Here is a 25,435-nt window from a genome sequence, read left to right on the forward strand (position 1 = left end):
CAGTCTTGAATCAACTTTTCCCGCAAAAGGGAATCCCCTAAATGTCAACACGACCTAGTTCGGCCCGCCCCATGTCCCGCGCGTCGCACTGGTATCGCAGAGCGTGGGCGCAAAAATCGCTTTCTTGAGGTGATGAGCAGCCGTCGATGCACGTGCGGCAATATCGCCGGTGGGCGCTGCACCGGCGCGCGCAATGATGCATCGCACCGATGTCGGCGTCTCGCCGAAGCGGGCCCTGAATTGCCGATTGAAGTAGGAAATGTCGTCGAAGCCGGCAGTGCCGGCGATGTCGATGATGCGCCATGACGCGACATGCGGATCGGACAGCAGCGCGTGTGCGTAACGCAGGCGGCGGTCCAGCACATGCTGGCTGAAGGTGCGGCCGGTGCGTTCCAGCAACCGGTGCACATAGCGTCGCGATACGCCGAGCTTGGCCGCCAGCGTGCCGACCGTGAACAGCGGCTGGTTGAAATGGCGGTCCATGGCTGCCAGCACGGTTTGCACGCGCGCGGCCTGGACACCGCGGGCGGCGATCACTTCGCGGGCGTCGGATGTCGGGCCGAGGACGGCGGCGAACAGGTCCAGCAGGTGAACACCGATGCTATGCAGCAACGCCGGCTCGGGGGCCGCCTCAAGGGTTTCCAGTCCGGCGAGGTAGTGATCCAGCAGATGCAGTGTGGGCCTGCTGTGCAGCAGGCCGGTTGCGTCGTGCGGCCGACGGACGAGCCCACGCAGCGCAGCGGGATCGACACCGATGTTGCGGATGCGGATCCGTTCACCCTGGGGCGAGGTGGTACGGCACGCGCGCGTGTGGTCAAGGACGTAGCAGGCGCCGGGATCGGCCGAATAATCCAGTCCGGCTTGGCGCGCATGCACCGTGCCGCGGTGGATGAGATGCAGTGACAGCTGGTCCTGTTGGCGGAAGGTGAATTCGTACGGCGAGCGGTCGACGGTGCCGGCCCGGACGGGGCCGAAGCACCGTATGGTGAAGTCGAAGTGGGGTGCGCCACCGCTGCAATCGACGATCTCCGCCTTCATGGCGGTGCGACAGAACTCCTCGCGAAAGTAGGCAACGCGAACCGATGCCGGAATCGTTTCGCTCGAAACGCGCGACAAGAAAGGGAGGCCTTGGTCCATCGATCCAATCCGGCGGTCAACATGCGCTGCCACGCAAAAAACAGAGCCCCTCTGGTGCTCCGCACAGGCAGCCGTGCACGCTATCAATCGGCGGTGGGGTCGTCTTGGACGATAGGGAAATGCGACCAAGCCCGGGGTGAAATCACGCCGGGCGCCAGGCCCCGTCCTTGAACACCAGGCGCACCGTCTTGCGCTGGCGCGTCTTGCTGTTGGTCTCGGTGACGATGATGGCCTGCGCATCCGGCGCCCAGGCGACGTCGTAGGTCAGGCCATCGGGCTCTCCGCTGGCCTCCCATGCAACTTTCTCCGGCGTGGCGCGCGCGGGCGTGATGCGCACCACTTCCAGCGTGCGGCCCACCATCTGCGAATCGTGCCAGGAGAACGCGCGGCCGCGGTCGGGCGATACCACCGGCCGTTCCAACATCGCGGTCATGGTGCCGGTCGTGGCGGAGATCAGATAGTAATAGACGTCCTCGTACTCCTGGACGCGGACGACGTAGTAGCCGATCGTCGCCAGGAACGAATCGAACAGGTGCGCGCGCCGCGCTTCCATGCCCAGGCTGCCGTAGTCGAACAGTTTCAGCACCTTGTCGTTGCCGATCGCCAGCATCAGGATCGGGCCGGTGCGGCCGACGCGTTGCACCGGCTGCGGCGGCCGTCCGCTCGAGATCGGCAGCGGCGGGACGGTGCCCAGCCGCCGGGCTTCTTCCGGCCAGTCACGATCGGGCGTGATCGGCGCGATGATCCCGTCGTGGCCCTTCACCGCCTGGGCCAGCGTCTGCGGCGATGCCCAGCCGCCCGGGTTGCCGTCATCGATTACCGCGTTGTGGCCGGCGGCGAACGGCGGCACATGCGGTGCCGGCGGTTGCTGGGCCGATGCGATGGCGGGCAGGGCCAGCGCGGCGACAGCAGCGGCGATGAGCGCCGCGCGGCGCGTCGGGGGATGGATGCGCGACATGGAAGCTCCGGGGCGTTGTCGTTGCCTAGCGTACCTTGTCGGCCAGCGGTCCGTCGCGCCGGATCAGCGACGCGATACGCTCGTAGGGCAGCGACACTGAATAGGGGCCCGAGACGTACGGACCGACTTCGTACGTGTTGAACTCGATATCGATCCGATCGGCGCGGGCGATCCAACGACGATCTTCGAGCAGCAGCTTCAGCAGCTTGGCCGGCTGCAAGGCCTCGTCGAAGCCCGGCTGCTCGCGAAACTGCCGGCGCAGGTCGGCCTGCACCAGCGGCAGGATCTTGCTCTCGAAGCCGCGCACGAAGATGTCCGTGGGGGCGATCAGCCGGCCGGTCGGGACATCGACCATGATCGTCGTGAGGTAGCCGACCGGATGGGCGCCGCCGAGATAGACGTTGCGGGCGCCGATGATCGTCGCCAGCCGGGGAGTCGCAAACAGCAGCGTGTAGTCGAATTCGCGACTCCAGCGCTGGGTGCGGCCGGGAGCCGCGTCGCTACGGTCAGGCTTTTCGAACATGGCGTCGGCTGCCTGGGTGAGCCGGGTGTTGGCTTCTTTGTAATCGATCCCGGGACGTTCAAAGCGCGGATAGACGGCGGAGAACGCGTAGCGGATGCCGGGCACCGAGCCGCTCTCGGTGCGCGCGTGCTCGGCGATGTAGGGATAGCTGTCGCCCGTCGGCAGGACGCGCAGCCATTCCGTGCGGCGACGCGTACGCGAGAGGACGCATTCCTGCCGGTCGAGTGCACCGGCACCGGTGACGGTATCCACCGTCTCGGTGGCGCACACCCGATTGTGCGCGGCGCGCCATGACTCCTGGTCGTTGCGCAGGTGATTGCGCGCCGGCGCTGACAGCGTCTGGGACAACTGGTCGTAGGCCGCCGCGATGTCCTTGTCGGCCGCGCTCTGGCGGGCCTGCACGCAGGCGGTTTTTGCCGCCACCGTCGTCGCTTTGGCGCAGTCGGCTGCCGAGGGAACCTGCGCCTGGGCTGGCGCGGCGGTTGCCGCCAAGGCCAGCGCCATGATCACGGCCTGGCGCATATTCACCCACATCGCGTGTACATCCTTCGAATACTCAAACACACTGAAGTGTGTGATCGCTCATTTTGCCTCAAATATGGCATACCACGATGGGGTCGACCGCGTCGTGCGACATGAAGGCCGATGGCGGCGGGCGTTGCTTAACAAAAAAACACAATACTGCCGATGACGGTCGGACGGACGGCGGGGGACAATGACGCCCATGATGGGATCTGGCAGCACAATGCAATCACCGGCATCGATGGTCGCGGAAGCGAAACCGCACGTGCTGCTGGTCGAGGACGACGCCGAAATCTCCCGGATGTTGATGGGCGTGCTGTCGGAAAGCGGCTTCGGTGCGTCCGCCGTCGGGTCTGCAATCGCCATGGATGCGGTCCTGGCGCGGCGGCCGGTCGATCTCGTCGTGCTCGACGTCATGCTGCCGGGCGAGGACGGCTTCAGCATCTGTCGCCGGCTGCGGGCATCCTCGGATGTGCCCATCATCATGGTGACGGCGCGCGGGGAGGATATCGACCGGATCATCGGCCTGGAAACCGGCGCCGACGACTATGTCTGCAAGCCGTTCAACTCGCGCGAGCTGGTGGCGCGGATCCGGGCGCTGCTGCGGCGGGCCGGCAGCAGTCGCCAGGGCGACCGCCATCGCGCGCGCCTGCTGCGCTTCGCCGGCTGGCAGATCGATCCGGCGACGCGCCAGCTGCACGACCCGGAAGGGGTCCGTGTCGCCATGACGAGCGTGGAGTTCGACCTGCTGGCCGCCTTCTGCCGCAATCCCGGCCGGGTGCTCTCGCGCGAACTGCTGATCGAATTGACGCATAGCGGACTGGCAAGCCCGGTCCAGCGCAGCATCGACGTTCATGTCAGCCGCATCCGGCAGAAGATCGAGCCCGATCCCGACGACCCCAGCTTCATCAAGACGGTCCGCCTCGGCGGCTACGTGTTTACGCCGCCGGTGGAGGAGGCCTGATGCGGCTTGCTCACCGCCTGATGCCGCACGGCATCACCGGCCAGATCACGGCCATCGTCGCGCTCGCCGTGCTGCTCGGCGGCGGACTCGCCTGGTTTTTGCTCGTCCTTGTCCTGGGCAATCCTGCCTCCAGGAACAGTGACGGTGCGTCGGTGTCGCAGATCGCCACCATTACCTCCCTGGTTCAGGCGGCGCCGACGCCGGCGGAGGCCGAGACGATCGTCGCCACCGCGCGACTCGCCGGCATCGGGGTGACGCGCATCGCCCTGGCCGATCTCGATCGGCTGACGCGCCGCGCGGATCTGCCGATCGCGGCGCGGTTGGTCGCGCGCCAGTTGGCGGTGGGATGGGATATCGAGATCATCGGCGGCATCGACCATCAGCCCGACGCGACATTTCAGGCAGCCGTCAGGGTCGACGACCAATGGGCGCTGTTGTTCGATGCGCCGACATTGGCGAGCGCTGCCTGGCGGACCGTCGTGTCGCTCATGGCGATCATTCTGATCATCATGGTCTTGTTCGTGCTGTTCCTGTCAATCTACGCCGTGCGCTGGATCATCGCGCCGCTGTCCGCCGTCGGTGCCGCCGCGCAATCCTTCGGGCGCGCGCCCGAAGACGATCAGGCGGATGCCGGCCGCGGTGTGAACCGCCGGGGACCACGCGAGATCGGGCAGGTGGCGGATGCCCTCAACGACATGCGCACCCGGATCCGGGCGCTTCTCGATGATCGCCGGCGCATGCTCGCCGCCATCAGCCACGACCTGCGCACACCGCTGACCCGATTGCGGCTGCGCGGTGAGCGCGTGGCCGAGCCCGAGGTGCGGGACGGCATTCTGCGCGAGGTCGCGTCGATCAGCCGGATGCTCGACGAGACGCTGGAGTACCTGCGCCCGGGCGTACAGGATGAAGGCATGGCGCGGGTGGACCTGCCGAGTCTCCTGCAGACGATCAGCGCCGAATTTGCCGATGTCGGTCACGCCGTTGCCTATGAGGGGCCGGTGCGACTCACCTGGACCTGTCGGCCGAGCGCCTTGTCGCGCGCCATCAGCAACGTGGTCGACAACGGCGTCAAGCACGGTTCAGGCGTTCTGATCGCCCTGCGCGCGATCGACGACCGGATGGTGGAGATCGACGTTTCCGACGATGGGCCCGGCATCTCCGCTGCCGTGCGGGAGCGGGTGTTCGAGCCGTTCTTCAAGGGCGACAGCGCCCGCGGTGCGGCGGCGCGCAGCGGCTTTGGCCTGGGTCTTTCGATTGCACGCGACGTCATCCGGGATCACGACGGCAGGATCGCGCTTCTCGATCGTCTGCCGAATGGCCTCATCGTCAGGATGTCGCTGCCGCGCTGTCCGTTGCCGGCCTGACGCCACCGCCGGAAACATCTCTTAACGTAACTTAAAACAGCCCGCGCCGGCTGGTCTCTATGGTCACGGTCCTCGCTCGACCCATAGGGACCCCATGCCGAAGATGTTCTCGATCATCGCGCCGCCGGTGCGCAAGCGACTGCCGTTCGCGATTGTGCTCGCGGGCACCTGGCTCGTCATGGTCACGATTGCACCGCAGGCGTCGGCGCAGGGCGTGAGCCTGCCGGAAGGCAGCGACGCCGTGCCGGACGCGCGTCCGGCAAAAGGGAATTGGCGCGTCGCGGTTGGTGCCGGCGTCCGGTTGCGACCGAGCTATGAAGGATCGGACAGGTTCAAGGTTTCGCCGGTGCCGTTCGTCTCGGTCGACTGGAAGGATCGTATTTTCCTCGAACCGGAGCGCGGTCTGGGCGTCTACGCCCTGCGCACGGAGAACCTGCGGCTGGGGATGTCGATCGGCATGGCGCCGGGCCGTTCCAAGGACGACGACCGTCGGCTGCGCGGTCTCGATAAGATCGGCCCCGGTGCCCGCGGCCGTGTATTCGGGTTCTATACCATCGGCATGCTGCGGCTCGGCCTCGACGTCACCAAGGATTTCGGCGGCGGGGATGGCCTGATGATCCGGCCCAGTGCCGCCCTGCAGGTTCCGCTCACCGACTCGCTCAAGCTGTCGACCGGTGCCTCTCTCACCTGGGCCAACGATAAACACATGCAGGCCTTCTTCGGCATTTCGCCATCGCAAGCCCAGCAGACCCGCTACCAGCGCTTCGATGCCAAGGCCGGCATCAAGAGTGCCGATCTGCAGGTCGGGCTCGCCTGGGCCATGTCCGAGCACTGGTTCATGCAGGCCAATGTCGGTCTGAAGATCCTGCTGGGTGACGCCGCCGACAGTCCGCTGACGCGAAAGCGCGTGGCGCCATCGGCCGGCGTGGTCCTGGGCTACAGGTTCTGACCGTTGTCGCCCGATGGGGAGCCGCGGTCCGTGCGCACGCATGTCGTGTTTGTCTCCGGCCACTTCCCGCCCGAGCCCGGCGAGGCGGCCGCCGTCGGCCCCGGACGCCACGGCAGGCTTCTGGCCGCCTTTCTGGCCGACAATCTGCCGGTGTATGGCTTCACGGCAGCGGCGCCCGAGGCCGAGGACTGGGGATGGCGCATCGATCTTGAGCATGCGGCGTTCCCGTTGTGGGTCGGCTGCGGCAACGACAGGGAGATCGAGAACGGCTTCTTGTGTTTCATCGAGCCGTCCAGGCCGCGCATTCGCCGCTGGCTGAGAACGATCGACACCACCGGGCCGGTCGGGCGCGTGGCCGACGCCCTGCGCGCGATCCTGAAAGGCAGCGGCAAAATCGCACGATTGCGCTGGCGGGCGCCGGGTGAAGCGCACACCCTGAGTCCATAGAATTTACGCAATTGCGAATCAATCGCAACAACGCTAAAACCCGCGTCGGATGACGCGGGGCAGCCGACAGTGTGCCTTGGTCGTCCTGTCGACAAGGAGACGGGGCAGGCGACGAGGGCATGGCGGCGGCTGACAAAACCTCTCTGCTCGCCCTGCTGGCCGCCCATTACGGCGACCTGCTGCGCTATCTCACGCGCCGGCTGGGCAGCGCCACGACGGCGGCCGACGTCGCCCAGGACACGTACCTGCGCCTGCGCGGCGCCGCGACAGTGTCCGACATCGCCAACCCACGCGCCTATCTCTTCCAGGTCGCCGGCAATCTCGCCACCGACCGGTTGCGCAGCGACCAGGCCCACCAGCGGCGCCTGTCGCACCTCGCCCAGCATGCCGAGCGGGTGGAGCGGCGCGATCCGGAGGTGACGCTCGACTACAAGCAACGCATCACCCGGCTTGCCCAGGCGATCGACGAACTGCCGCCGCGCTGCCGCGAGGTGTTCCTGATGCACCGGTTCGATGGCCTGTCGCATCCGGACATCGCCGCCCGTCTGGGCATTTCCCGCAGCATGGTGGAGAAGCACGTCATGAAGGCGCTGGCGCATTGCCGCGACCGCCTGAGCGATCCGCCGGAAACGCCCCTTTCCCCGCCAGGAGGGACATGAGGGACAGGCCATCGAGTTTCGTCTTGAAGACGTCGCAAGACTGTAGCGGACCATTGAGCACACGCCGGATGCCTGACAGCCCACACGCCGACATCGACCAGCAGGCGCTGGCCTGGTTCGTGCGCCTGCAGTCGGGTGCGACCTCGGCCGACGAGCGGGCAGGGTTCGACGCGTGGATCGCGCGCGATCCGGCGCATCGTCGCGCCGTCGACCGGCTGGCCGCTCTGTGGTCCGACCTCGACGCCGTTGCCGATCCGCGCCGCATTGTCGTGCCGTTGCCGGCGGCGCGTGCGGCGCCGGGTCGTTTCATGCCCTCGCGCCGCCAGTTCCTGGCCGCCGGTACGGCCGCGGCCGCGTGTGCGGGCTTGGCATACTGGACCGGGGCCACGGCGTTTTTGACCAGCGACTTCCGTACCGCGACGGCCGGGCGACGCCGGGTCGACCTGCCTGATGGCTCGCAGGTGGAGCTGGATGCCGACACTGCGATCGCGGTCGATTTCACGACGGCGCGACGGCGGGTCGACCTGCAGCAGGGCCGGGCCTACGTCTTCGTCGCCGATGCCGACAGCCGCCCGTTCGACGTGGTCTGCGCCGATGGCGTGACCACGGCGCAGAGCGCTGCTTTCGTCGTTCATCGGCGGGCACGCGACGTTGCCGTCGCGGTGGTGGACGGCACAGCGTCCGTCGCCTGGCCGCGTCGTGCGGTGTCGACGACCGAAGCGCGCCTGTTCGCCGACCAGCGCCTGGCCTATGGCCCGACCGGCCTGGGTGCCGTCGAAAACACCACCGGTCGGTCCGACCTGGCATGGCGCAACGGTCGCCTGGTGTTCGAGGACCAGCCGCTGCGTCAGGTGATCGCCGACCTCAACCGCTATCGCGAGGGGGCTATCGTCGTGCTGGATAGCGGGCTGCTCGACCTGCGCATCAGCGGCACGTTCGACATCCGTCAGCCCGACCGCGTGCTGGATGCGATCCGCAGCACATTGCCGGTGCGGTCGGTCGCGCTCACCCGTTTCCTGGTCGTGCTGCGCGCGGCCTGAAATTTTCGTGCCGGCAGGTGAGGAGGCACGGGGCGGCATCCGTCTTGGCACTGATCATTATGCAATTGCGTATCAGTCGCATATTGCGCAAGGTGCCGGGGGCGAGATTGATGGGTTCGGGCGAAGCGTGGTCGGCGGTTGATGGGGCGGCACATGACAGCGGGGCGCGATGGTCGCGGCGCTGGCTGGCGGGCACGGCGATGATCGCCATGGTCGGGACCGGGACGGCGGCTGCCGAGGATCGCGGGGCGTCGCCCGGCTCGCCGCGGATCACGCCGGCGCCGCTCATGGCGCAGGCGGGCGTCGCATCGCCGGTGGCGTTTGCCATTCCGTCCCAGCCGCTGGCATCGGCACTGACGGCGTTTGGCGCGGCGGCACGGCTACAGGTGCTCTACCCCGCCGACCTCGCGCGCGGGCTCACCGCACCGGCGGTGTCGGGCACCATGACGCCCGAGGACGCCTTGCGCCGGCTGCTGGTTGGCAGCGGCCTGACCTACCGCTTCACGAACGCCGACACGGTGACCTTGGTGAAGCCGGTATCGGGCGGTGCGCTGGACGGCGCCATGCCGCTGGATCCGGTGACGGTGCAGGGCAACCAGGAACGCGCCTGGGGCCCTGCTCGCGGTTATGTCGCGCAGCGCAGCGCCACCGGCACCAAGACCGACACGCCGCTGATCGAGACGCCGCAGTCGATCTCCGTCGTGACGCGCCAGCAGATCGAGGCACAGGGTGCGCAGACCCTGAACCAGGCGCTGCGCTACACATCGGCGGTCATCCCCGAGACGCGCGGTGCCACCGCGACGCGCCTGGACCAGATGACGGTGCGCGGCTTCAGTCCGGCACAGTATCTCGATGGCCTGCGCCTGCCCGGCAGCCGCGATGCGCTGCCGCAGGTCGACATGTTCCGCCTCGAGCGCATCGAGGTGCTGAAAGGCCCCAGCTCGGTTCTCTATGGCCAGGCGCCGCCGGGCGGCATCGTCGCCATGGTCAGCAAGCAGCCGACGGCGGCGCGCTTCAACGAAATCACCCTGCAGGGCGGCACGTACGAGGATTTCCGCGGCACGCTCGACCTCAGTGGCCCAATCGACGCCGAAGGCAAGTACCGCTACCGGCTTCTGGGATCGGTGCGCGATGCCGACGGTCAGGTCAAGCACACCCGGGAGCGGCGGATCTTCGTGTCGCCGTCGTTCGCTTGGCGCCCCGACGAGAACACGACGCTCACGATCTTCGGTCACTATCAGCGCGATCCGCATGCCGGATCGTACGGCTCGGTGCCGGCCTGGGGATCGGCGCTGCGCAATCCGCTGGGCCGGATCGCCACCAACTTCTATGACGGCGAGGCGCGCTTCGAGAAGTCGGACCGCGAGCAGGCCTCCATCGGCTATGCCTTCGAGCACCGCTTCGACACCACATGGACGGTGCGGCAGAATTTTCGCTACATCCATTCGAACGGCCACTACCGCAGCCTCTACAATGCGTCGCGCCTGAACGCCGACATGCGCACGCTGTGGCTCAGCGCCATCACCACCAAGGTCGATATCGACGCCGTCGCGCTGGACAATCAGGCCCAGGCGCGCTTCACGACCGGCCCGCTCAGCCACACGCTGCTGTTCGGTCTCGACTATCGCTGGCAGGGCACCGATACGCTGTCGGGCTCGGCCGCCAACGTGGCCCGCATCGATCTGTTTACGCCCAGCTACGGCAAGCCGATCGCGACGCCCGCGTTCACCTCGGACCAGTGGCAGACGGACCGCCAGATCGGCCTCTACGTGCAGGACCAGATCAAGTTCGACCGCTGGGTGCTGCTGCTGGGCGGCCGCTACGACTGGATCAAGACGCGGTCGCGGACCAAGACGATCGCGACCGGCGCCACGAGCCGCAGCGGCCTGGATGACTCGGCATTCTCGGGCCGCGCCGGCCTCGTCTACCTGTTCGACAGCGGGTTCGCGCCCTATGTCAGCTACACGCAGTCGTTCGAACCGCAGAGCGGCTTCGGCTTTGGCGGCAAGCCGTTCGACCCGACACGCGGGCGCCAGTACGAAGTCGGCTTGAAGTACCAGCCGCCGGGCATCAACAGCGTCATCACGCTGTCCATGTTCGATTTGGTGCGCACCAACGTGCTGACGACGGATCCCGATCCGACCCACATCTGCGGCACGGGACGCTGCCAGATGACGGCCGGCGAGGTGCGCTCGCGCGGCGTCGAGATCGAGGGCAAGGCGAGCCTCACCGACGGGCTCAACGTGACGGCGTCCTATGCCTACCTCGACAACAAGACGATCAAGAGCAACAGCACGACCCTGATCGACACCATCATCGCCGGTGCACCGACCGTCACCGTGCCGCTGAAGGGCAAGGTTCCGACCGGCATTCCCAGGCACACGGCCTCGCTGTGGGTTGATTACACGGTGCAGGACGGCCGCTTCGCCGGATGGATGCTGGGCGGCGGCATGCGCTACGTCGGCACCAGTTGGGGCGATTCGGCCAACACCTTCAAGGTGTCCGACTACGTGCTGTTCGATGCGGCCGTCAGCTACGACTTCGGCCAGCTCGGTCCCCGGTTGCAGGGCCTGAAGGCGACGCTGAACGTCACCAATCTGTTCGACAAGAAGTACGTGGGCTCATGCCTGTCCTATGCCTGGTGCTGGTACGGCTACCGCCGCACGGCCATCGCCAGCCTGCGCTACCAGTGGTGAAGGGAGTAACGACATGCTGAAGACACTCATGATCGGCGGCGCAATCCTGCTCGCGGCCGGCACGGCGCAGGCCCACTACCTGTGGGCCGAACGCGACGGCAGCGGTCCGGCGCGGGCCTATTTCGGTGAATGGTCCGAGGACGTGCGTGAGAAGAAGGAGATGTACGGCAAGTATGTCGGCGCGCCGCGCGCGATCGCGCCGGACGGCAAGGAGTTGACGGTCACGTCGGGCGACACGCACCTCGACATCGCGGCGACGGCGCCCGGCGACGTTCGCGTGACGGGACGCTTCGTCACCGACAAGGGCACAGCGATTCTCTACCAGGCCAAGGCCGGTCGCACGGACACCGAAGCCAAGCTCGACCTGGAGCTGGTCCCGACGGCCGCCGGCAGCAACACCTTCGTCCTGCTGTTGAAGGGCAAGCCGCTGGCCAAGGCCGAGGTCAAGGTGTTCGGCCCGCCGAAGTGGGAAAAGCCGTTCCGCACCGACGATGCCGGGCGCGTCACCGTGCAGACGCCGTGGTCCGGCCAGTACGTAGCGGAAGTGGCTCATATCGAAAAGACCAGCGGTACCTGGGACGGCAAGCCGTTCGAACAGATCCGCCACGTCGCGACGATCACCTTCACAGGCGCACCGTGACAATCAATCGACCTCATCCTGAGGAGGCCGCGCAGCGGCCGTCTCGAAGGATGGGCTCCGGGTACGGTGCGGTGGCCCACCCTTCGAGACGCTCGCTGCGCTCGCTCCTCAGGGTGAGGTCGAACACTGAAGCGATCCCGGCAGTGAAGCGTACGACCCAGCGCGCACGCTACCGTCTGGGAGTCGCGTCGCGCGCGGTGGCGGCGGTCGCCGGCGGTTACGCTTTGTCATCGATCGCAACCGTGCTGCTGACGCTGGCGCTGCCGGCGTCGCGCGCCGAGGCCGTGTTGACGGCCACGATGCTGAGTTTCCTGGTCTATCTCGGCGCCGTCGTGTGGGTGTTCGCGGCCGCCACCGCGTGGCGCGCCTGGCTCGGGCTGATCGTGCCGGCAGCTGTTCTGGGCGGCACGGCGTGGATCCTGCGCATGGCGTCGGTCGGAGGTGCATCTTGAAGGCGGGTTTTCGTCCGTCGATGGCGTGGCTGCATACCTGGGCCGGCCTGGTCGTCGGCTGGCTGCTGTTCGCGATCTTCCTGACCGGTACGGCGAGCTACTTCCGGCCCGAAATCACCCGCTGGATGCAGCCCGAGCTGCACGCCGTGGTGCCGGCGCCGGACGCCGCCCAGCGCGCGGTGGCCCGGCTGCAGCAGGTTGCGCCGCGGGCCAACAACTGGTTCATCGAACTACCCGACGATCGCGATCCGTCGATGCAGATCTTCTGGCGTGAGGAGGGGGCCGGGCGGCGCTTCCAGCGCGAAACCCTGAACGCGGGCACCGGCGAGCCGCTGCAGGCGCGCGCCACGCGCGGCGGCGACTTCTTCTATCGCTTCCACTTCGAATTGCACATGCCGCCGCTGTGGGGCCGCTGGGTCGTCGGCGCCGCTGCCATGATCATGCTGGTGGCGATCGTCAGCGGTGTCATCACGCACCGGCGCATCTTCAAGGATTTCTTCACCTTCCGTCCGGCCAAAGCCGGCCAACGCGCCTGGCTCGACGCACACAATGCGCTGGCCGTGCTGGCATTGCCGTATCACCTGGTGATCACCTACACCGGCATGATCACCTTGATGACCATGTACATGCCGTGGGGCGTCGACGTGGCGTACGACGGCAACCGCCAGGCCTTCTTCGCCGAGATGGCGCAGAGCGCGCCGCCGAAGAAGGCGGCCGGCGTGGCCGCGCCCCTGGCGCCGATGGGCCCTATGCTGGCGCAGGCCGAGCACGTGTGGTCCGGCGCGCGTGTCAGCCGTATCTCGGTCAGCCATCCCGGCGATGCCAACGCGACCGTCCAGGTCACCCGTCATGACGGCGATGAGATGTCGCGCGCCGGCGGACGCCTGGTGTTCAATGGCGCGACCGGCGCATTGCTGACCAGGCCCGAAGCGACACCGGCGGCTGCGTCGACCCACGACATGCTTTACGGGCTGCACCTGGGCCGCTTCGGTGGCCCGCTGCTGCGCGCGCTGTTCTTTCTCTCCGGCCTGGTCGGCACGGCCATGGTCGCCACCGGCCTGGTCCTGTGGGCCGTGAAGCGTCAGACCAGGACGAGCGGCGCGGGGTGGTCGGCCTTTGGCAATCGCTGCGTCGAGGCCTTGAACGTCGCCGCCGTCACCGGCCTGCCGCTGGCCATGGCGGCATATTTCTGGGGCAATCGCCTGCTGCCTGTCGATGTAGCGGCGCGGGCCGACGCCGAGATCAGGTGCTTCTTCGCCGTCTGGATCGTGGCCGCGATCCATGCGGCGCTACGGCCGGGATTGCGCGCCTGGCGTGAGCAGCTCGTGGCCGCGGCGCTGCTGTTCGGCGGCCTGCCGATGCTCAACGCGATCACGACGTCGAGCCACCTCGCCAACACTCTGCCGCGCGGTGACTGGGGCCTTGCCGGCGTCGACCTCGTGACGATGGCGATCGGCATCGTCCTGGGACTCGTTGCCTGGCATGTCGGCTGGCGTCGTCCGCCGCGCGCCGAGGCCCGCCGTGTTGGGCGCGTGCCCATGGCGCGTGCAGCACGCGTCGGCGCGGATTGATCGACGATGGTCTCGCTTGCCCTGGCGCTGGCCTATGCCGGCTTCGTTGCGCTGTGCCTGGCAATGGATCGCCACCACGGTCAGGTCTTTCGCCATCGCGCCGTGCCCTGGCAGCGCCAGGCCCTGCGTCTGGCAGGCTGGCTCCTGCTCGCGGTCAGCCTGCCGGCTTGCCTCGCCGGCTGGGGCTGGCCCGTCGGGCTCGTCGCGTGGTTCGGCATCCTGTCGGCGGCCGGCCTGCTGCTGGTCTTTCTGTTGCCGTACGCGCCGCGTGTCACCGCGGTCCTGGCCCTCGTGCTGCCGATCTGCGCCGTGCCGTTGTTGTTGTTCTGATCCTTGCGTGGGTTCGGCCAGCTGCGAGCGGGGCTGGTGACGACTGGGACCGCGCCGCTCCAGCGGCGCTCATCAGCCGGCGCTACCTACCCCGGCGAAAGCGAAGTCTCGCCGGAAGAGCGTCGCTGGAGCGACGCGGTCCGACCCGTCATCAGCCGCAGCGCGTCTTGCTTCAGCAGCACAGGATCCTGCGCTGCGGGCATTCAACTTTCGCCGACGATCCCGCGTTCCGTGGCGATGTCGGCGAACGTCTTGATCGTGCGCTCGAACAGGTCGCTGAAACCGGCACCATCAAGGCCGACCGGATCGAAGCCCAGCCCCCGCAGGCGCTCGATCACGGCGGGATCGCGCAGCACGACAACCGTGGCGGCGTGCAGGCGCGCCTGCGCCGCATCAGGTGTTCCCTTGGGCGCCAGCAATCCGAGCCAGGTGGTCTGCACGAAGCCCGGCGCCACGGTCTGCGCGGCGGTCGGCAGGTTGGGGAATGTGGCCGGGCTGTCGGCGCTGGTCACGGCCAGCGCCAGCAGCTGGCCGGCGTTCACCTGCTGCACGCCGGCGGCGAACGTCACCACGCCGGCATCAATGGTGCCGGCCAGCAGGTCCTGCATCAGCGGGCCGCCGCCGCGGTAGGGAACATGGGTCACCCGCAGGTTGCCGGCGGCGCGCAGCAGCAGCTCGCTGGTGAGGTGTTGAGAGCTGCCGATGCCCGGCACGCCGACATTCAGTCCGCCCGGGCGTGCCTTGGCGGCGGCAACGAGATCCTGGATGCTCTTGAGCCCGGACTTCGGGTGGGTGAAGACGCCCTGCGGTGCCGAGGCCGCCAGCGTCACGGGTGCGAAGGCTGAGCGGATCGGCGTCGTGCCCGGCAGCGGCAGCGCTTCGGTCGCGGCGAAGGTGTCGTTGGCCAGCAGGAACGTGTAACCGTCCGGCGCAGCCCGCGCGGCGGTCTGCGTGCCGACGCGACCTGAACTGCCGCCGATGTTCTCGATCACGACGGTCTGGCCGAGTTGGGCGCTCAGCGGTGCCTGGATCGCGCGCGCGAGGGTGTCGACGCCGCCGCCCGCCGGCCATGGCACGATCAGGCGCAACGGCCGCGCCGAAAAAGATTCCTGTGCCTGCAGCGTGTGTGGCAGTGCGGCGGTAGCCGCTGCCGATGAAAGAAGCGTTGCAAGCCTGCGTCGGCTGATCGTCACCATGACTTCACCCCGGATCTCGGAAAAGGCGCACAGCGGGACGGCTGGGCGATGCGGTTCACGCGTCGCCCAGGCTGGGCACCCGTATGCATTGGCGTTGCCGTATTGAATGAGATGCGGGAGAGCGCCGCAAATTAGCGATTCTAAGCACCCCTGTAAGTTTCCCTGGAGGCGCCGCGGCCGTCGACACAGGCGGGGTGCGTATCTGCACGCTACTGCGATTGCTTCGCGCGCTTGCTAGCGTGCCGGCCGCCGCGGCTGGCGGGTGTGACGCTGAACATCAATGCCAGCAACGTGCTGGGCAAGCGGTACGTCGCCAATTGCTCGGCGGGAGTCTGCTACTACGGCTTGGGCCGTGCCGTGACGGCGACGCTCGCCTACCGCTGGTAAGGCCGCTCACGAACACGTTCGAGGCGTTGTGATGCTGGCGGTGCTTCGACAGCGCGCGCGGCCAGGGTCCGCCGGTCGATCTTGCCCGCCGGCGTGCGTGGCAGGCTGTCGACGAGCGTGATCGTGCGCGGCCGCTTGTAATCGACCAGGAGACGCGCGCAGTGGCTTGTCAGGGCGGCTATGTCGGTCGCTGTGCCGGGCTGCAGGGCGACGAAGCTGACCGGTATCTCACCCTTTCGGGTGTCCGGGATTCCGACGGTCGCAGCTTCGAGAACATCGGGATGACTGCACAGGACGCCATCGATCTCGGTGGGGAAGACGTTGAAACCGCCGACAATCAGCATGTCCTTCTTGCGGTCGACCAGGTAGAGCCGGCCTGCGGGGTCGAACTTTCCGATATCGCCCGTGTAGAACCAACCGGACCGCACGGCGAGCGCCGTCTCGTCGGGCCGATTGAGATATTCGTGCAGGACGGTGGCGCCCGACACCCTGACTTCTCCGGCGGTGCCGGGCGGCAGTGTCGAACCGGTCTCCAGATCGACGACCTCGACCTGCAGGTGCGGCATCGGGAAGCCGACCGAACAGTCATCGGGATCCACGTCGGCCACGCAGACCGTGATCGGCGCCACCTCGGTCATGCCGTAGGCCTGAAGCAGCGGTACGCCAGTCCTGGATCGCCACGCGCGCAGCAGGTCGGGCGGGCAGGGCGAACCGCCACAGGGACACAGGTGCAGCGACGACAGATCGTGATCGGCGAAATTTGTCGCCGCCAGAAGGCCGGAGTAGATGGGCGCCGGCCCGCCACCGAAGACGGTGATTCTGTGCTGCGCCAGCAGTTCGACAAGAGTCTCCGGCTTGTAGCGCGGTGCGATGACCAGCTCCGCTTGCATGTAGGCCGGCACTATGCAGCCCATGAGGAAACCCCAGACGTGGAACACCGGCGCGATGTTGAGCCAGGTTTCCTGTGCCAGGCGGGCAGGCCAGCACACCTGCATGCCCTCGACCGTCAGCATCAGGTCGCGGTGGGTGCGTGCCACGCCCTTGGAGCGGCCCGTCGTGCCTCCCGTGTAGAGCAGAACGGCAGGCGTGTCCGGGCGTATCTCCACGTCCGGCAGCGTGGCGGGTGACGATGCGTAATCCAGGGCGGTGACGGCCAGATAGTCGGCGTCGACAGCGGCCGCCAGCGTTGGGTCGAGAGTGCTGTCTGGTCCGGAAATCACCAGCGACGGCCGGGCGTCTTCCAACTGCAGCCGCAGTTCGCGCTCGCTGTAAGCGGGATTGATGAGGCACACCTCCGATCCGGCCGACAGAACACCGAAGACGACGACGTTGAGGTGAAGGCTGTTGGGCAGGGCGACCACGATTCGCTTGCCGCCATGCCCCCGGTCCAGGAGCGTCCTGGCGCATGCACCCGCCGCGCCGAGATATTGCCGATACGTCAGGCTCTCGGCACCGCAGCGCAGGGCCACGCGGTCGCCGGACGAGCGCCCGGCCTCGACGAGCATCGAGACGGCATCGCAGAAGCGCGGCGCAAGACTGCGATCGGCATGCAGGCGCTGGCTGCTCATGGAACGTTCCTCGCATCGTTGGGGCGCCGCAGGCGCGTGTACTCGGCCTCGATGTCGCTGACGATGGTTGCGATCGGGGCTGCGCCTGTTACCGACCCGACGCCCTGGCCGGCCGACCAGACATGCTTCCACGCCTTGGTGCCGTCCGTGATCAGGCCTGCGAAGTCGATGCCCGGTGCTGCGCTGGCGGCATCCAGTCCGGCCGCTGACAGGCTCTCCCGGAGAAAGTTTCCCGGCACGCCGGTGACGGCGCGGGTCTGGACGATGTCCGCGGCATTGGCGCGAACCAGCATCGCCCGGTAGGTCTCGCTGGCCATGCTCTCGGCGGCCGCGATGAACCGCGTGCCCATGTAGACGAGATCGGCGCCGAGCGTTTGCGCTGCCAGGATGGCGCGAGCCTCGCCAACGGCGCCGGCGAGCACCAGCGGTCCGGACCAGAAACGGCGGACCTCGGCAACGAAGGCAAACGGGCTGATGCCGCCCGTGTGTCCGCCGGCGCCGGCGCAGACGAGAACCAGGCCATCGGCGCCGGCGTCGATCGCCTTGCGCCCTTGGACGGGCGTACTGACGTCGGCGAACACCAGTCCGCCGTATGGCCGTGCCACCCTGACGGCGGGCGCCGGGCTGCCCAGTGCCGTGATCACGATGGGCGGCCGGTGACGCGAGACAAGGTCGAGTTCGGGGCCGAGCCGATCGTAGCTGCGATGGGTGACGAAATTCAAAGCCCAGAGATGATCGGTTCCCTCGAGTGCGGCGTGGATGTCAGCAAGCCACCGGTCCAGCGTTTCGATCGTGCGCGCATTGGGGGCAGGGAAGCTGCCGATGATGCCGGTTTGCGCTGCGGCGATCACAAGGTCGGGCCCGGAGACCAGGAACATCGGCGCGGCGATCACGGGCAACCGCAGACGGCCTATTGCGTCTTCGAATCTCAAGCCGTCCTCCGTCCCGGTCGGCGACCCGGCGCGCGCACTTCCCAGCCGCCGTCGCTTCGGAAGATGTCGCCCGTCGTGCAGCGCGCGTTCTCGCGTGATGCCAGCACGACATAGAGGCCGGCGTGGTCCTGCGGCTGCGCCACGAATCCCAGGGGCAGTGTTCGCGAGACCGCGTCCTCGAGCCCTTCGACGTCCTCCAGCGACCGTTCGGCCTGTCCGGCGGCGGCCGCGCCGCGCAGCCCTGTGGCCGTGGCGCCCGGCGCGACGCCATTGACACGTACATCGGGGGTGAGCTCGTAGGCGAGTTGACGGATCAGCCCGACCTGCGCGTGCTTCGAGGCGACGTAGACCGGACCACCACCACCGGCGTGAAATCCGGCATTGGAAACGGTCATGATGATAGAGCCGTGGCTCTCGCGCAGCGCCGGGACGGCGGCCTTGGCCGACAGCAGGCTGCCTTTCACGTTGACGGCCATGATTTCATCGAACGTTGCGGCAAGCACGTCGGCGTGGGTCGCTTCCAGGGACAGGAAGAAGTCCCAGATGCCGGCATTGGCCACCAATGTGTCGAGACGGCCGAAGCGGTCGAGCGTCGCCGCGACGGCGGCCGCGTTGTCGCCTGCGCTTCGCACGTCGCCTTCGATGACGCTGACGGCATCACCGTGATCGCGGATCAGGTCCGTGCCGTCGGCCGCGCTGCGGACCATCGCGCACACCTTCGCCCCCTCGGCGACGAAGCGGTCCACCACCGCGCGGCCGATGCCTGTGCCGCCGCCGGTGACGAGGGCGACGTAGCCTTCAAGCCATCCCCTGTGCATGGGCTGCCTTCATAGGAACGTGTTGATGTTTTTCGTGAGCAGCATGCTCTGTGCGAGGGTGATCAGCCGTCGGGCAAGGCGTGGTGAATCGCCGACGAGACGGATGACATCCTGTCGCCTGCCGATCAGCACCGCCTCGTCGTCGTCGCCGCGATTGCGGTAGTTCACGAAAGCCGAATGGACGTGCCACTCGTCAGGCAGCTCTGTCGGCTCGACCTCGACGTTCGTGATGATATGGACATGTCGAGTCGCGGGCGTCTCCATCCACGCGGACGGTGACGTGAAGCGGGTGACGCGACGGCGCAGGTCCTCGATGCCGTCGTCGAAGTAGGCCATCCGTTCCGGCCCGAACGGGCCGGCCGGATCGCGCTCGAACCGGTTTTCGATGACGGGCATCCAGTAGTGGATGTCGTCGGCGAGCAGCTTGAGCCAGTCATGGTAGGCCCGCGCGTCGAGCAGGCGGGCTTCGTGATGGAGGAACCGCTGCAGCCGCAATGTCATCTCGATCGGCACGTCGCCGGCCACGACGGAAGCTGCATTACACATCGGCGCCGTCCATCAGGTCGGCCCACCGCCGGTAAAAGGCGCGCTGATTGGCGTCGTTGACCTGGTAGCGATGCACGGCGCCGCGCAGGTCAGGTTCCTCGACGCGCGTATCGAGGCCGAGGCCGTAGTGCAGGGGCCGCCGGCGGGTAACGGCTCCCGCATTCGCCGCCGTCGATCCCTCCCAGTTGTCACCATCGTCCATCTCGAACACGCCGGCCGGCGAGAACGTCATCATCACGCCCTTGCGGTAGGCCGCCTTGATCTCTGCCGGCATGTTGCGATTGACGAGGACCCAGGCGTGCATCTCCGTCTGTGCCGGTCCCCGCGGCTGCCAGGTGCGGAACGTCATCTGGCCCGGCAGATAGGAGAAATTCGGGAAGACATTGGCCGAGGATATGGAGCCGACCATGCGGGCGCGGGCTTCTCCGAGCCGCGCGCGGACCACCTCGAAACGGTCGCGCAGGTAATGCCGGATCCTGGGGTCACCCAGGGTCGCGGCGTTGCCGACCATGTCCATGTTGAACTCGACGCCGTGGCCGAGGACGTTGACCGAGTAGGCGTTGCCATCCTCCGACAGGCGGGGCACAGGTCCGCCCAGCATCGCCTCGGCACCCGACCTGTGGGTCCAGCCGGCGTGCAGTGCGTCGCCGACAAAATTGTCCGCCGCGAACTTCCAGTTGCTGCGCATGACGCAGCGAGTCACCCCGGGGAGGGCTTCCGTGCCGCCCTCGTCGTTGTCGAGGACCGCGTCGAGATACCAGCGGAAATCACCGAGATAGGTTTCGAGATCGGGCGCCGCCGGGTCGAAGGTCCCGAAGACCAGGCCTTTGTAGCTTGCGACCTTGGCCACCGGTTGCAGCCCTAGCGCGGCTTTGTCGTAGCTGGAGCAGCGCTTGTAGGCGGCGGCCTCATGCATCCCGCGCAGCGATCCATCGAGCCCGAAGGCCCAGCCGTGGTAATTGCAGACGAATCCGCGGACGCGGCCCGTCTCAGCATGGCACACGCGGTTGCCGCGATGGGGGCAGGAGTTGATGAACCCGCGGATCGTCCGATCGCTTTGGCGGACCACGATCACGCTGTCCTCTCCCATGCTGGTGACACGGAAGTCGCCCGGTTCGGGGATCTGGCTTTCATGCACCAGCAACAGCCAGCAGCGGGCAAAGATCTGCTGCAACTCGCGCTGGTAGAGCTCGGAGTCCCAGAAAATGCGACGATCGACCCAGCCGTTGCTATCGTCGACCAGGTCCGCGCACCTCTGAACGGCAGCGTCCGACATCAGCGGACCTCCAGTTCCGCAAAGCCGAGGCCGGTGATCCATTCCGGCGCCGGCTCATAGGCGATGACCTTGCCTGCGCAGGATCCGACGGCCGCCATGGCGCAGACGAAATTGCGGAGCTCGAAGGCGCCGTTGCCGCCGCGGGCGAGCAACGCGTCGTCCTGGTAGGCCGCGAGCGTATCCAGGTCACCCGCCGCCACGTGACGCAGCACCTCGAGATCGAAGTCTTCGCCGACGCGCCCCATCTCTGCCATGCCGACCCAGTGGCTCATCCCGCCGCTGCCGAAGACGACGACACGGCGGTCCACTGGCCATGAACGCACGGCGTCTCGGATCATCGCGCCCAGTTGCCGCGCGCGTGACATGCGGATCATCGGCTCGACGCCGGACGCGATGTAGATGGGAACTGTCAGGACATCCCGATTCGGCGCGATGCACAGAGCGTGGGGAATCGCGATGGCGTGGTCGACCGTGAGCGTCTTGGCCACGGCCCAGTCGAAGCCGGCATCGCGTCCACGCGTGTGGAGCCATGCGGCGAGTTCGGTATCGACGGCAATTTCTCCACGCTCGATTCCCGGCAACCGCTCCAGCGGACCCTGCGCTTCATCCAGAACAATCAGCATCTGCGGCAGACACGTCGGCCCGAACAGCATGTAGTGGTCCGAGCCGATGACGATGGCGCTGTCGGCGCGAAGCGCGCCGACACGCTCGGCGATCCTGCGATAGGCGGCGCGCACGCGGTTGCGCCGGGCCTCGTCAGCCCGCTCGGCCTGCTGGAAGATCAAGGGGTCATGCGGCAGAAGGAAACCGCCGACGATCTCAGCCATGGGATGCCTCCCGGCACAAGGCGGGCTGGTTCATGCGGGCGACGTAGCCGCGCAGGTCGCGGCTGCCTTCGAGCTCCATCCAATAGCCCATCAGCAGCATCACGTTGATGCCGCGATCGGCCAGCCCGCGGACATCGAACCGCAGCACCATGTCGCGCTCCATACCGGTGAGATGCAGGCGGGCCAGCAGCGCAGCGGGATCGGACCGGAAGCGCTCCTTCGTGCCGCGGTCGATGGCAAGGTCGTAGAGCAGCTTCTCGAGTCTGCCGGTGGACATTCAAGCCTCCGCGAGATGGCGGCGGACAAGGGCCAGGAACGCGGTCTCCCGCTCGAGTTGGACCCAATGACCACACTGGCCGAACATGTGCAGGTCGGACCGCGGGACACAGCGATGGATGAGCAACCCGCAATCGGCGGGGACGACACGATCGTCGCGCCCGTGGAGCACCAGCGTTGGCTGTGCGATCGTGCTGAGGGTCGCAGGCGGGAAGCCTTTGACCGTCGCGCCCGCTTGGGTCGACGGTTGCGGGATGAGAGCCCGGAACGCGTCCTGGGCGCCGGGTCGAGCGCTTGCGACGTAGCGCTCATCCACCATGTCCGACGTGACCAGGGATTGATCGTAGGGGAAGAGTCGCAGCAGCGACGCCATCGCTTCGATTCCCGGCTCGTAGAACCATCCCGCACGCAAGCCTTCTGACAGGGGAAACTCGCCGGCAGGCGTTCCCATCAGGACGAGGCTCTGCACGCGATGGGCCGCGGCAGTGGCCACGCCGATCGCCAGTGCGCCGCCGAAGGAGTTCCCGACAAGGTGGGCGCGTTGGATTCCCAGTGCATCGAGGAAGCCCAGAAGATGCGCCACCCACAGCTTGATTCCGTAACGCTCGCCGGGCCGCGCCAAGGTGTCGCCGAAGCCCGCGATGTCCGGCACCAGAACGCGAAACCCATCGGCAAGGACTGGAGCGATCCTGGACCAGTTCGCCCAACCGGAAACGCCCGGCCCCGAGCCATGGAGGAGGACGACAGGCTCACCAGCGCCGAGCTCGCGATAGAGCGTCCTGTGTCCCGCGGCATCAATGAACCGCGGCGAGACCAGAGGCTGCGGGGTATCTCGTTTTTCCATACGGTACCGTATAGTCATGGAATCGATAGTCGGTCAATTGTGAAAATCCTTGACCGTAGATTCGGATATGAGAAAGATTCCAGAATGATCTACAGGATCACCCAGGAACATACGGTTTGGAATGGTTGTTAAGACATCAACCGCGCGGCGAACGAAGGAGGCAAGGCGGCTCCTGGCAGAAGACTGGATCGCGGCAGCTCTCGACACGCTCGCCGTGAGCGGTGTCGATGCTGTGCGCGTCGAGTCGCTGGCGCGTGATCTGTCGGTGACGAAGGGCAGTTTCTACTGGCACTTCGCGGACCGCTCGGCGCTTCTGTCGGCCATGCTTGGTTCGTGGCGGCGCCGCGCGACGCTTGCGATCATCGAACGACTCGAGCGAACGGAAGAAAGCCCGCGCGACCGGCTGCGAGGTCTCATTCGTCTGCCGTTTGCCAGCTCCCGTTCGGCCAAGGGCGCCAACCTCGAACTCGCGATCCGGCTGTGGGCCAAGCGTGATGCGGCGGCGGCCGCGGCTGTCGAGGAAGTCGACCAGCAGCGACTGGCGTATCTGGTGTCGCTGTTGCGTCAGCTGGGGCTGGCGGACGAGGGGGCCCGGATGCGCGCCTATGTGACGTACGCCTACATCATCGCAGAGGGCCTTGTGAGCCGCCCCGACAGCGCGGGTCTCGCAGAAACGTGCGAACGATGGCTGATCGGTGCCTAGAGCTCATTCGTTCGAATGGGATCACGCTGTCATCCCGAGCGCAGCGAGGGATCCAAGCGCCGTTCCTGGATCCCTCGCTGCGCTCGGGATGACGGCGGAGATTGAGTAATCGCGTGCGTCCGTTCGAACGAAACATGCCGGGCGACCCTCTCGACATCGTCGCTGCTGTCATCGACGATGCGGCCTGAGATGGAGGTGGGTCAAACGTGAGCGCGCGAGCGGCGATCATCGCCTGTGGCCTTGTCATGGCTGGCGTGGCAACCGCCCGTGCGGATTGCTTGTCCGACTTCAACGAGGTCAACCGGATCAACGCCGGTGCTGGTCCCTATGAAATCAGCGGCCGGATCTTCATCGCACCAACGGCAGCGGCCTTCCCGGACTCGCCACAGACCGTCACGACCGTGCACGTGGCGCCCCCAAAGTCGTTCCGCGTCAAGATGCGCGCCGTCGACATCATCGTCACCGACAACACGAAGGGCTGGGTCAAGAACGCGGGAGCATCCTGGGCGCCTGTGCCGCCGGACAAGCTGGCGGACCTTCAGAAGGACGCACCGTCGAAGAGCTATTTCCCCGCAAACGGTCTGGCCGATCTGCAGTGTCGCGGCACGCAGGCCGTCGACGGCAAGTCCTACCTGACGTTCACCTACAACGCGGTGATCAACGGCCGCAAGGCAGCGGTGACCGCCTATTTCGATCCCGGTTCACGCCGCCCCGTGGCCGGCGAGAGCATCGTTGACGTGGGCGGCACGAAGGCCCGCACCGCGACGCGCTACGCGTTCGATCGCGCCATCAGGATTGCGCCACCCGCACCCTGAAAACGTTGCAGCGTAAGTCTCGTCGACGTGGACGGGCTGTGCTGGCGGTCAGTGCGGCCATTTCACGGCACGCGCCGCATTCCTGGCGGCGTCGGTCTCGATGGGCCACCGGTCAGTCGCGTCTGTCGCGCCGAGATGGGGGCGACACCGTTGTTGAACCGGATGCGATGGATATAGCGCCAGCCGGCGGCAACGCCGGTGTGTTCCTGGATGCGCGCCAGCCATGGCATGGCGTCGTATTCGGTGGCGATGGGGCCTCTGCCCATGATCGACATCGAGCGCGTGGCGGTCAGGCCGTACTCTTCGTCGGCATTCATCGGCAGGTTTCGCGCCCGCGCCGCTGCGTAGTCGACGTGCTGGAATGTGCCGTCGGCGGCATATGCGTCCGGTCCCAGCCAATGGCCGACTTCGTGCGCGGCGGTGATCTGGCTGTAGGCAATGCCCTTGAAGTAGCTGGTGCTGTGGGTAACGTCCTTGTTGGTGATCACGAAGTGGTGCGAGCGGGCGGTATCGGCGTCAAACACCAGCTGGACGGCCTCGATGATCGCGCGCGGGACGATGCCTTCGCCGGAGCGCACGATCTGGACTTCGAGCGAGCAGGCGACATGGGCCGCAAGACCCGGCCGCGAGATGAACTGTTTATAGTCGGCGTCGTTCAGGCCGGTGCGACCCTCGTCACTCGGCGGCAGCAGGATGATCTGATTGTTCCAGCCGAGCTCGGCGGCACGCTTGAAGTTCAGTTCGAAGGCACGGAACTCGTCCTTCTTCCAGCTCTTGATCGCATGGACGTTGTCGGTGGTTCGCGTGTCGCTTTCGTCGAAATTCTTCGACCCGTAGCGGTAGCCGTCCTTGGCCGTTTGGCCGCCCGGGTCGACGGCCATCAGCATGACCTTGAGCCTCAGGCGCAGCTGCGCCGCAACGCCAGGGGCGGCCGGCGTGAACAGCGAGTCGAAGCTTCGTCTGAGGATCGTGGCCTTGATTGCCATGTGATACCG

At 67.1% G+C, this 25,435-nt stretch carries 27 protein-coding genes; 14 read left to right on the forward strand and 13 right to left on the reverse strand.

What is annotated here, in order from left to right:
• Window positions 1-54: 54 nt before the first annotated feature.
• The 3 genes from FQU96_RS27385 to FQU96_RS27395 all read right to left on the reverse strand — a co-directional run bounded on the left by FQU96_RS27385 (window position 55) and on the right by FQU96_RS27395 (window position 3,152).
• Window positions 55-1,137: an AraC family transcriptional regulator gene (locus FQU96_RS27385; RefSeq protein WP_178130733.1), complete on the reverse strand. Its 1,083-nt coding sequence runs from the start codon at window positions 1,135-1,137 to the stop codon at window positions 55-57.
• A gap of 142 nt (window positions 1,138-1,279) precedes the next feature.
• Window positions 1,280-2,095, reverse strand: a complete 816-nt coding sequence (locus tag FQU96_RS27390; protein WP_146544553.1) for a hypothetical protein — start codon at window positions 2,093-2,095, stop codon at window positions 1,280-1,282.
• Window positions 2,096-2,120: 25 nt separating this feature from the next.
• Entirely contained in the window at window positions 2,121-3,152 is a 1,032-nt protein-coding gene (locus FQU96_RS27395; protein ID WP_146544554.1) for a DUF3298 domain-containing protein, read from the reverse strand.
• Window positions 3,153-3,342: 190 nt separating this feature from the next.
• Between FQU96_RS27395 and FQU96_RS27400 the strand changes: the two genes are divergently transcribed.
• The 11 genes from FQU96_RS27400 (at window position 3,343) to FQU96_RS27450 (ending at window position 14,252) form a co-directional block, all read left to right on the forward strand.
• Window positions 3,343-4,104 carry a response regulator gene (locus tag FQU96_RS27400; protein ID WP_146544555.1) on the forward strand — a complete coding sequence of 254 codons (762 nt, stop codon included), beginning with the start codon at window positions 3,343-3,345 and terminating at the stop codon, window positions 4,102-4,104.
• On the forward strand, window positions 4,104-5,468 hold the full coding sequence (locus FQU96_RS27405; protein ID WP_146544556.1) for an ATP-binding protein: 1,365 nt from the start codon (window positions 4,104-4,106) through the stop codon (window positions 5,466-5,468). Before FQU96_RS27400 ends, FQU96_RS27405 begins: the two co-directional genes overlap by 1 nt.
• A 94-nt stretch (window positions 5,469-5,562) precedes the next feature.
• Window positions 5,563-6,417: a MipA/OmpV family protein gene (locus FQU96_RS27410; protein ID WP_146544557.1), complete on the forward strand. Its 855-nt coding sequence runs from the start codon at window positions 5,563-5,565 to the stop codon at window positions 6,415-6,417.
• Between the two features lie 30 nt (window positions 6,418-6,447).
• The gene (locus FQU96_RS27415) at window positions 6,448-6,864 is read left to right on the forward strand and encodes a hypothetical protein (protein ID WP_146544558.1); all 417 of its coding nucleotides are present in this window, start codon (window positions 6,448-6,450) and stop codon (window positions 6,862-6,864) included.
• A 119-nt stretch (window positions 6,865-6,983) separates the two neighbouring features.
• The gene (locus FQU96_RS27420) at window positions 6,984-7,523 is read left to right on the forward strand and encodes a sigma-70 family RNA polymerase sigma factor (RefSeq protein ID WP_146544559.1); all 540 of its coding nucleotides are present in this window, start codon (window positions 6,984-6,986) and stop codon (window positions 7,521-7,523) included.
• A gap of 68 nt (window positions 7,524-7,591) precedes the next feature.
• Window positions 7,592-8,563, forward strand: a complete 972-nt coding sequence (locus tag FQU96_RS27425; RefSeq protein WP_178130734.1) for a FecR domain-containing protein — start codon at window positions 7,592-7,594, stop codon at window positions 8,561-8,563.
• A gap of 110 nt (window positions 8,564-8,673) precedes the next feature.
• Window positions 8,674-11,259, forward strand: coding sequence for a TonB-dependent siderophore receptor (locus tag FQU96_RS27430; RefSeq protein WP_218574892.1), 2,586 nt, complete (start codon window positions 8,674-8,676; stop codon window positions 11,257-11,259).
• Window positions 11,260-11,272: 13 nt separating this feature from the next.
• Window positions 11,273-11,899 (forward strand): DUF4198 domain-containing protein, encoded by a 627-nt coding sequence (locus tag FQU96_RS27435; RefSeq protein ID WP_218574893.1) that lies wholly within the window; start codon window positions 11,273-11,275, stop codon window positions 11,897-11,899.
• A 143-nt stretch (window positions 11,900-12,042) separates the two neighbouring features.
• Entirely contained in the window at window positions 12,043-12,351 is a 309-nt protein-coding gene (locus FQU96_RS27440) for a DUF3649 domain-containing protein (RefSeq protein WP_255468589.1), read from the forward strand.
• Window positions 12,348-13,922, forward strand: a complete 1,575-nt coding sequence (locus tag FQU96_RS27445) for a PepSY domain-containing protein (protein ID WP_218574894.1) — start codon at window positions 12,348-12,350, stop codon at window positions 13,920-13,922. The genes FQU96_RS27440 and FQU96_RS27445 overlap by 4 nt, the downstream gene beginning before the upstream one ends.
• 6 nt (window positions 13,923-13,928) lie before the next feature.
• Entirely contained in the window at window positions 13,929-14,252 is a 324-nt protein-coding gene (locus FQU96_RS27450) for a DUF3325 domain-containing protein (RefSeq protein ID WP_146544562.1), read from the forward strand.
• Window positions 14,253-14,455: 203 nt separating this feature from the next.
• Here FQU96_RS27450 and FQU96_RS27455 read toward each other — a convergent pair whose 3' ends face one another.
• Window positions 14,456-15,448 carry a tripartite tricarboxylate transporter substrate binding protein gene (locus FQU96_RS27455; RefSeq protein ID WP_146544563.1) on the reverse strand — a complete coding sequence of 331 codons (993 nt, stop codon included), beginning with the start codon at window positions 15,446-15,448 and terminating at the stop codon, window positions 14,456-14,458.
• A 264-nt stretch (window positions 15,449-15,712) separates the two neighbouring features.
• On the opposite strand from FQU96_RS27455, the gene FQU96_RS42815 reads away from it, so the two are divergent.
• Window positions 15,713-15,835, forward strand: coding sequence for a hypothetical protein (locus FQU96_RS42815; RefSeq protein WP_255468590.1), 123 nt, complete (start codon window positions 15,713-15,715; stop codon window positions 15,833-15,835).
• On the opposite strand, the gene FQU96_RS27460 is transcribed toward FQU96_RS42815, so the two are convergent.
• From FQU96_RS27460 to FQU96_RS27495, 8 genes are read right to left on the reverse strand one after another with little or no spacing between them, the layout of a single operon-like run.
• Window positions 15,823-17,403, reverse strand: a complete 1,581-nt coding sequence (locus FQU96_RS27460) for a class I adenylate-forming enzyme family protein (RefSeq protein WP_146544564.1) — start codon at window positions 17,401-17,403, stop codon at window positions 15,823-15,825. The two genes, FQU96_RS42815 and FQU96_RS27460, sit on opposite strands and share 13 nt — an antisense overlap.
• The gene (locus tag FQU96_RS27465) at window positions 17,400-18,335 is read right to left on the reverse strand and encodes a nitronate monooxygenase family protein (protein ID WP_218574896.1); all 936 of its coding nucleotides are present in this window, start codon (window positions 18,333-18,335) and stop codon (window positions 17,400-17,402) included. The genes FQU96_RS27460 and FQU96_RS27465 overlap by 4 nt, the downstream gene beginning before the upstream one ends.
• Window positions 18,332-19,153 (reverse strand): 3-(cis-5,6-dihydroxycyclohexa-1,3-dien-1-yl)propanoate dehydrogenase, encoded by an 822-nt coding sequence (gene hcaB / locus FQU96_RS27470; RefSeq protein ID WP_146544565.1) that lies wholly within the window; start codon window positions 19,151-19,153, stop codon window positions 18,332-18,334. The genes FQU96_RS27465 and hcaB overlap by 4 nt, the downstream gene beginning before the upstream one ends.
• Before the next feature lie 9 nt (window positions 19,154-19,162).
• A complete protein-coding gene (locus tag FQU96_RS27475; protein ID WP_218574897.1) occupies window positions 19,163-19,678 on the reverse strand; it encodes a 3-phenylpropionate/cinnamic acid dioxygenase subunit beta in 516 nt (171 codons plus the stop codon).
• A 13-nt stretch (window positions 19,679-19,691) separates the two neighbouring features.
• Complete coding sequence (locus FQU96_RS27480) at window positions 19,692-20,975, reverse strand: aromatic ring-hydroxylating dioxygenase subunit alpha (RefSeq protein WP_146544567.1); 1,284 nt, start codon at window positions 20,973-20,975, stop codon at window positions 19,692-19,694.
• On the reverse strand, window positions 20,975-21,802 hold the full coding sequence (locus tag FQU96_RS27485; RefSeq protein WP_146544568.1) for a protocatechuate 3,4-dioxygenase: 828 nt from the start codon (window positions 21,800-21,802) through the stop codon (window positions 20,975-20,977). Before FQU96_RS27485 ends, FQU96_RS27480 begins: the two co-directional genes overlap by 1 nt.
• Window positions 21,795-22,079, reverse strand: coding sequence for an extradiol ring-cleavage dioxygenase (locus tag FQU96_RS27490; RefSeq protein WP_146544569.1), 285 nt, complete (start codon window positions 22,077-22,079; stop codon window positions 21,795-21,797). The genes FQU96_RS27485 and FQU96_RS27490 overlap by 8 nt, the downstream gene beginning before the upstream one ends.
• The gene (locus FQU96_RS27495; RefSeq protein WP_146544570.1) at window positions 22,080-22,922 is read right to left on the reverse strand and encodes an alpha/beta fold hydrolase; all 843 of its coding nucleotides are present in this window, start codon (window positions 22,920-22,922) and stop codon (window positions 22,080-22,082) included. It abuts the gene before it with no gap.
• Window positions 22,923-23,043: 121 nt separating this feature from the next.
• On the opposite strand from FQU96_RS27495, the gene FQU96_RS27500 reads away from it, so the two are divergent.
• Both FQU96_RS27500 and FQU96_RS27505 read left to right on the forward strand, forming a co-directional pair.
• Window positions 23,044-23,625 carry a TetR/AcrR family transcriptional regulator gene (locus tag FQU96_RS27500; protein WP_146544571.1) on the forward strand — a complete coding sequence of 194 codons (582 nt, stop codon included), beginning with the start codon at window positions 23,044-23,046 and terminating at the stop codon, window positions 23,623-23,625.
• Between the two features lie 206 nt (window positions 23,626-23,831).
• Window positions 23,832-24,440, forward strand: a complete 609-nt coding sequence (locus FQU96_RS27505) for a hypothetical protein (RefSeq protein WP_146544572.1) — start codon at window positions 23,832-23,834, stop codon at window positions 24,438-24,440.
• A 62-nt stretch (window positions 24,441-24,502) separates the two neighbouring features.
• Here the strand turns inward: FQU96_RS27505 and FQU96_RS27510 are convergent, their stop codons facing one another.
• A complete protein-coding gene (locus FQU96_RS27510) occupies window positions 24,503-25,426 on the reverse strand; it encodes a hypothetical protein (RefSeq protein ID WP_146544573.1) in 924 nt (307 codons plus the stop codon).
• Window positions 25,427-25,435 lie beyond the last annotated feature (9 nt).

This window comes from Reyranella sp. CPCC 100927 (assembly GCF_007859315.1).
In the GTDB taxonomy this organism is placed as follows: Bacteria; Pseudomonadota; Alphaproteobacteria; order Reyranellales; family Reyranellaceae; genus Vineibacter.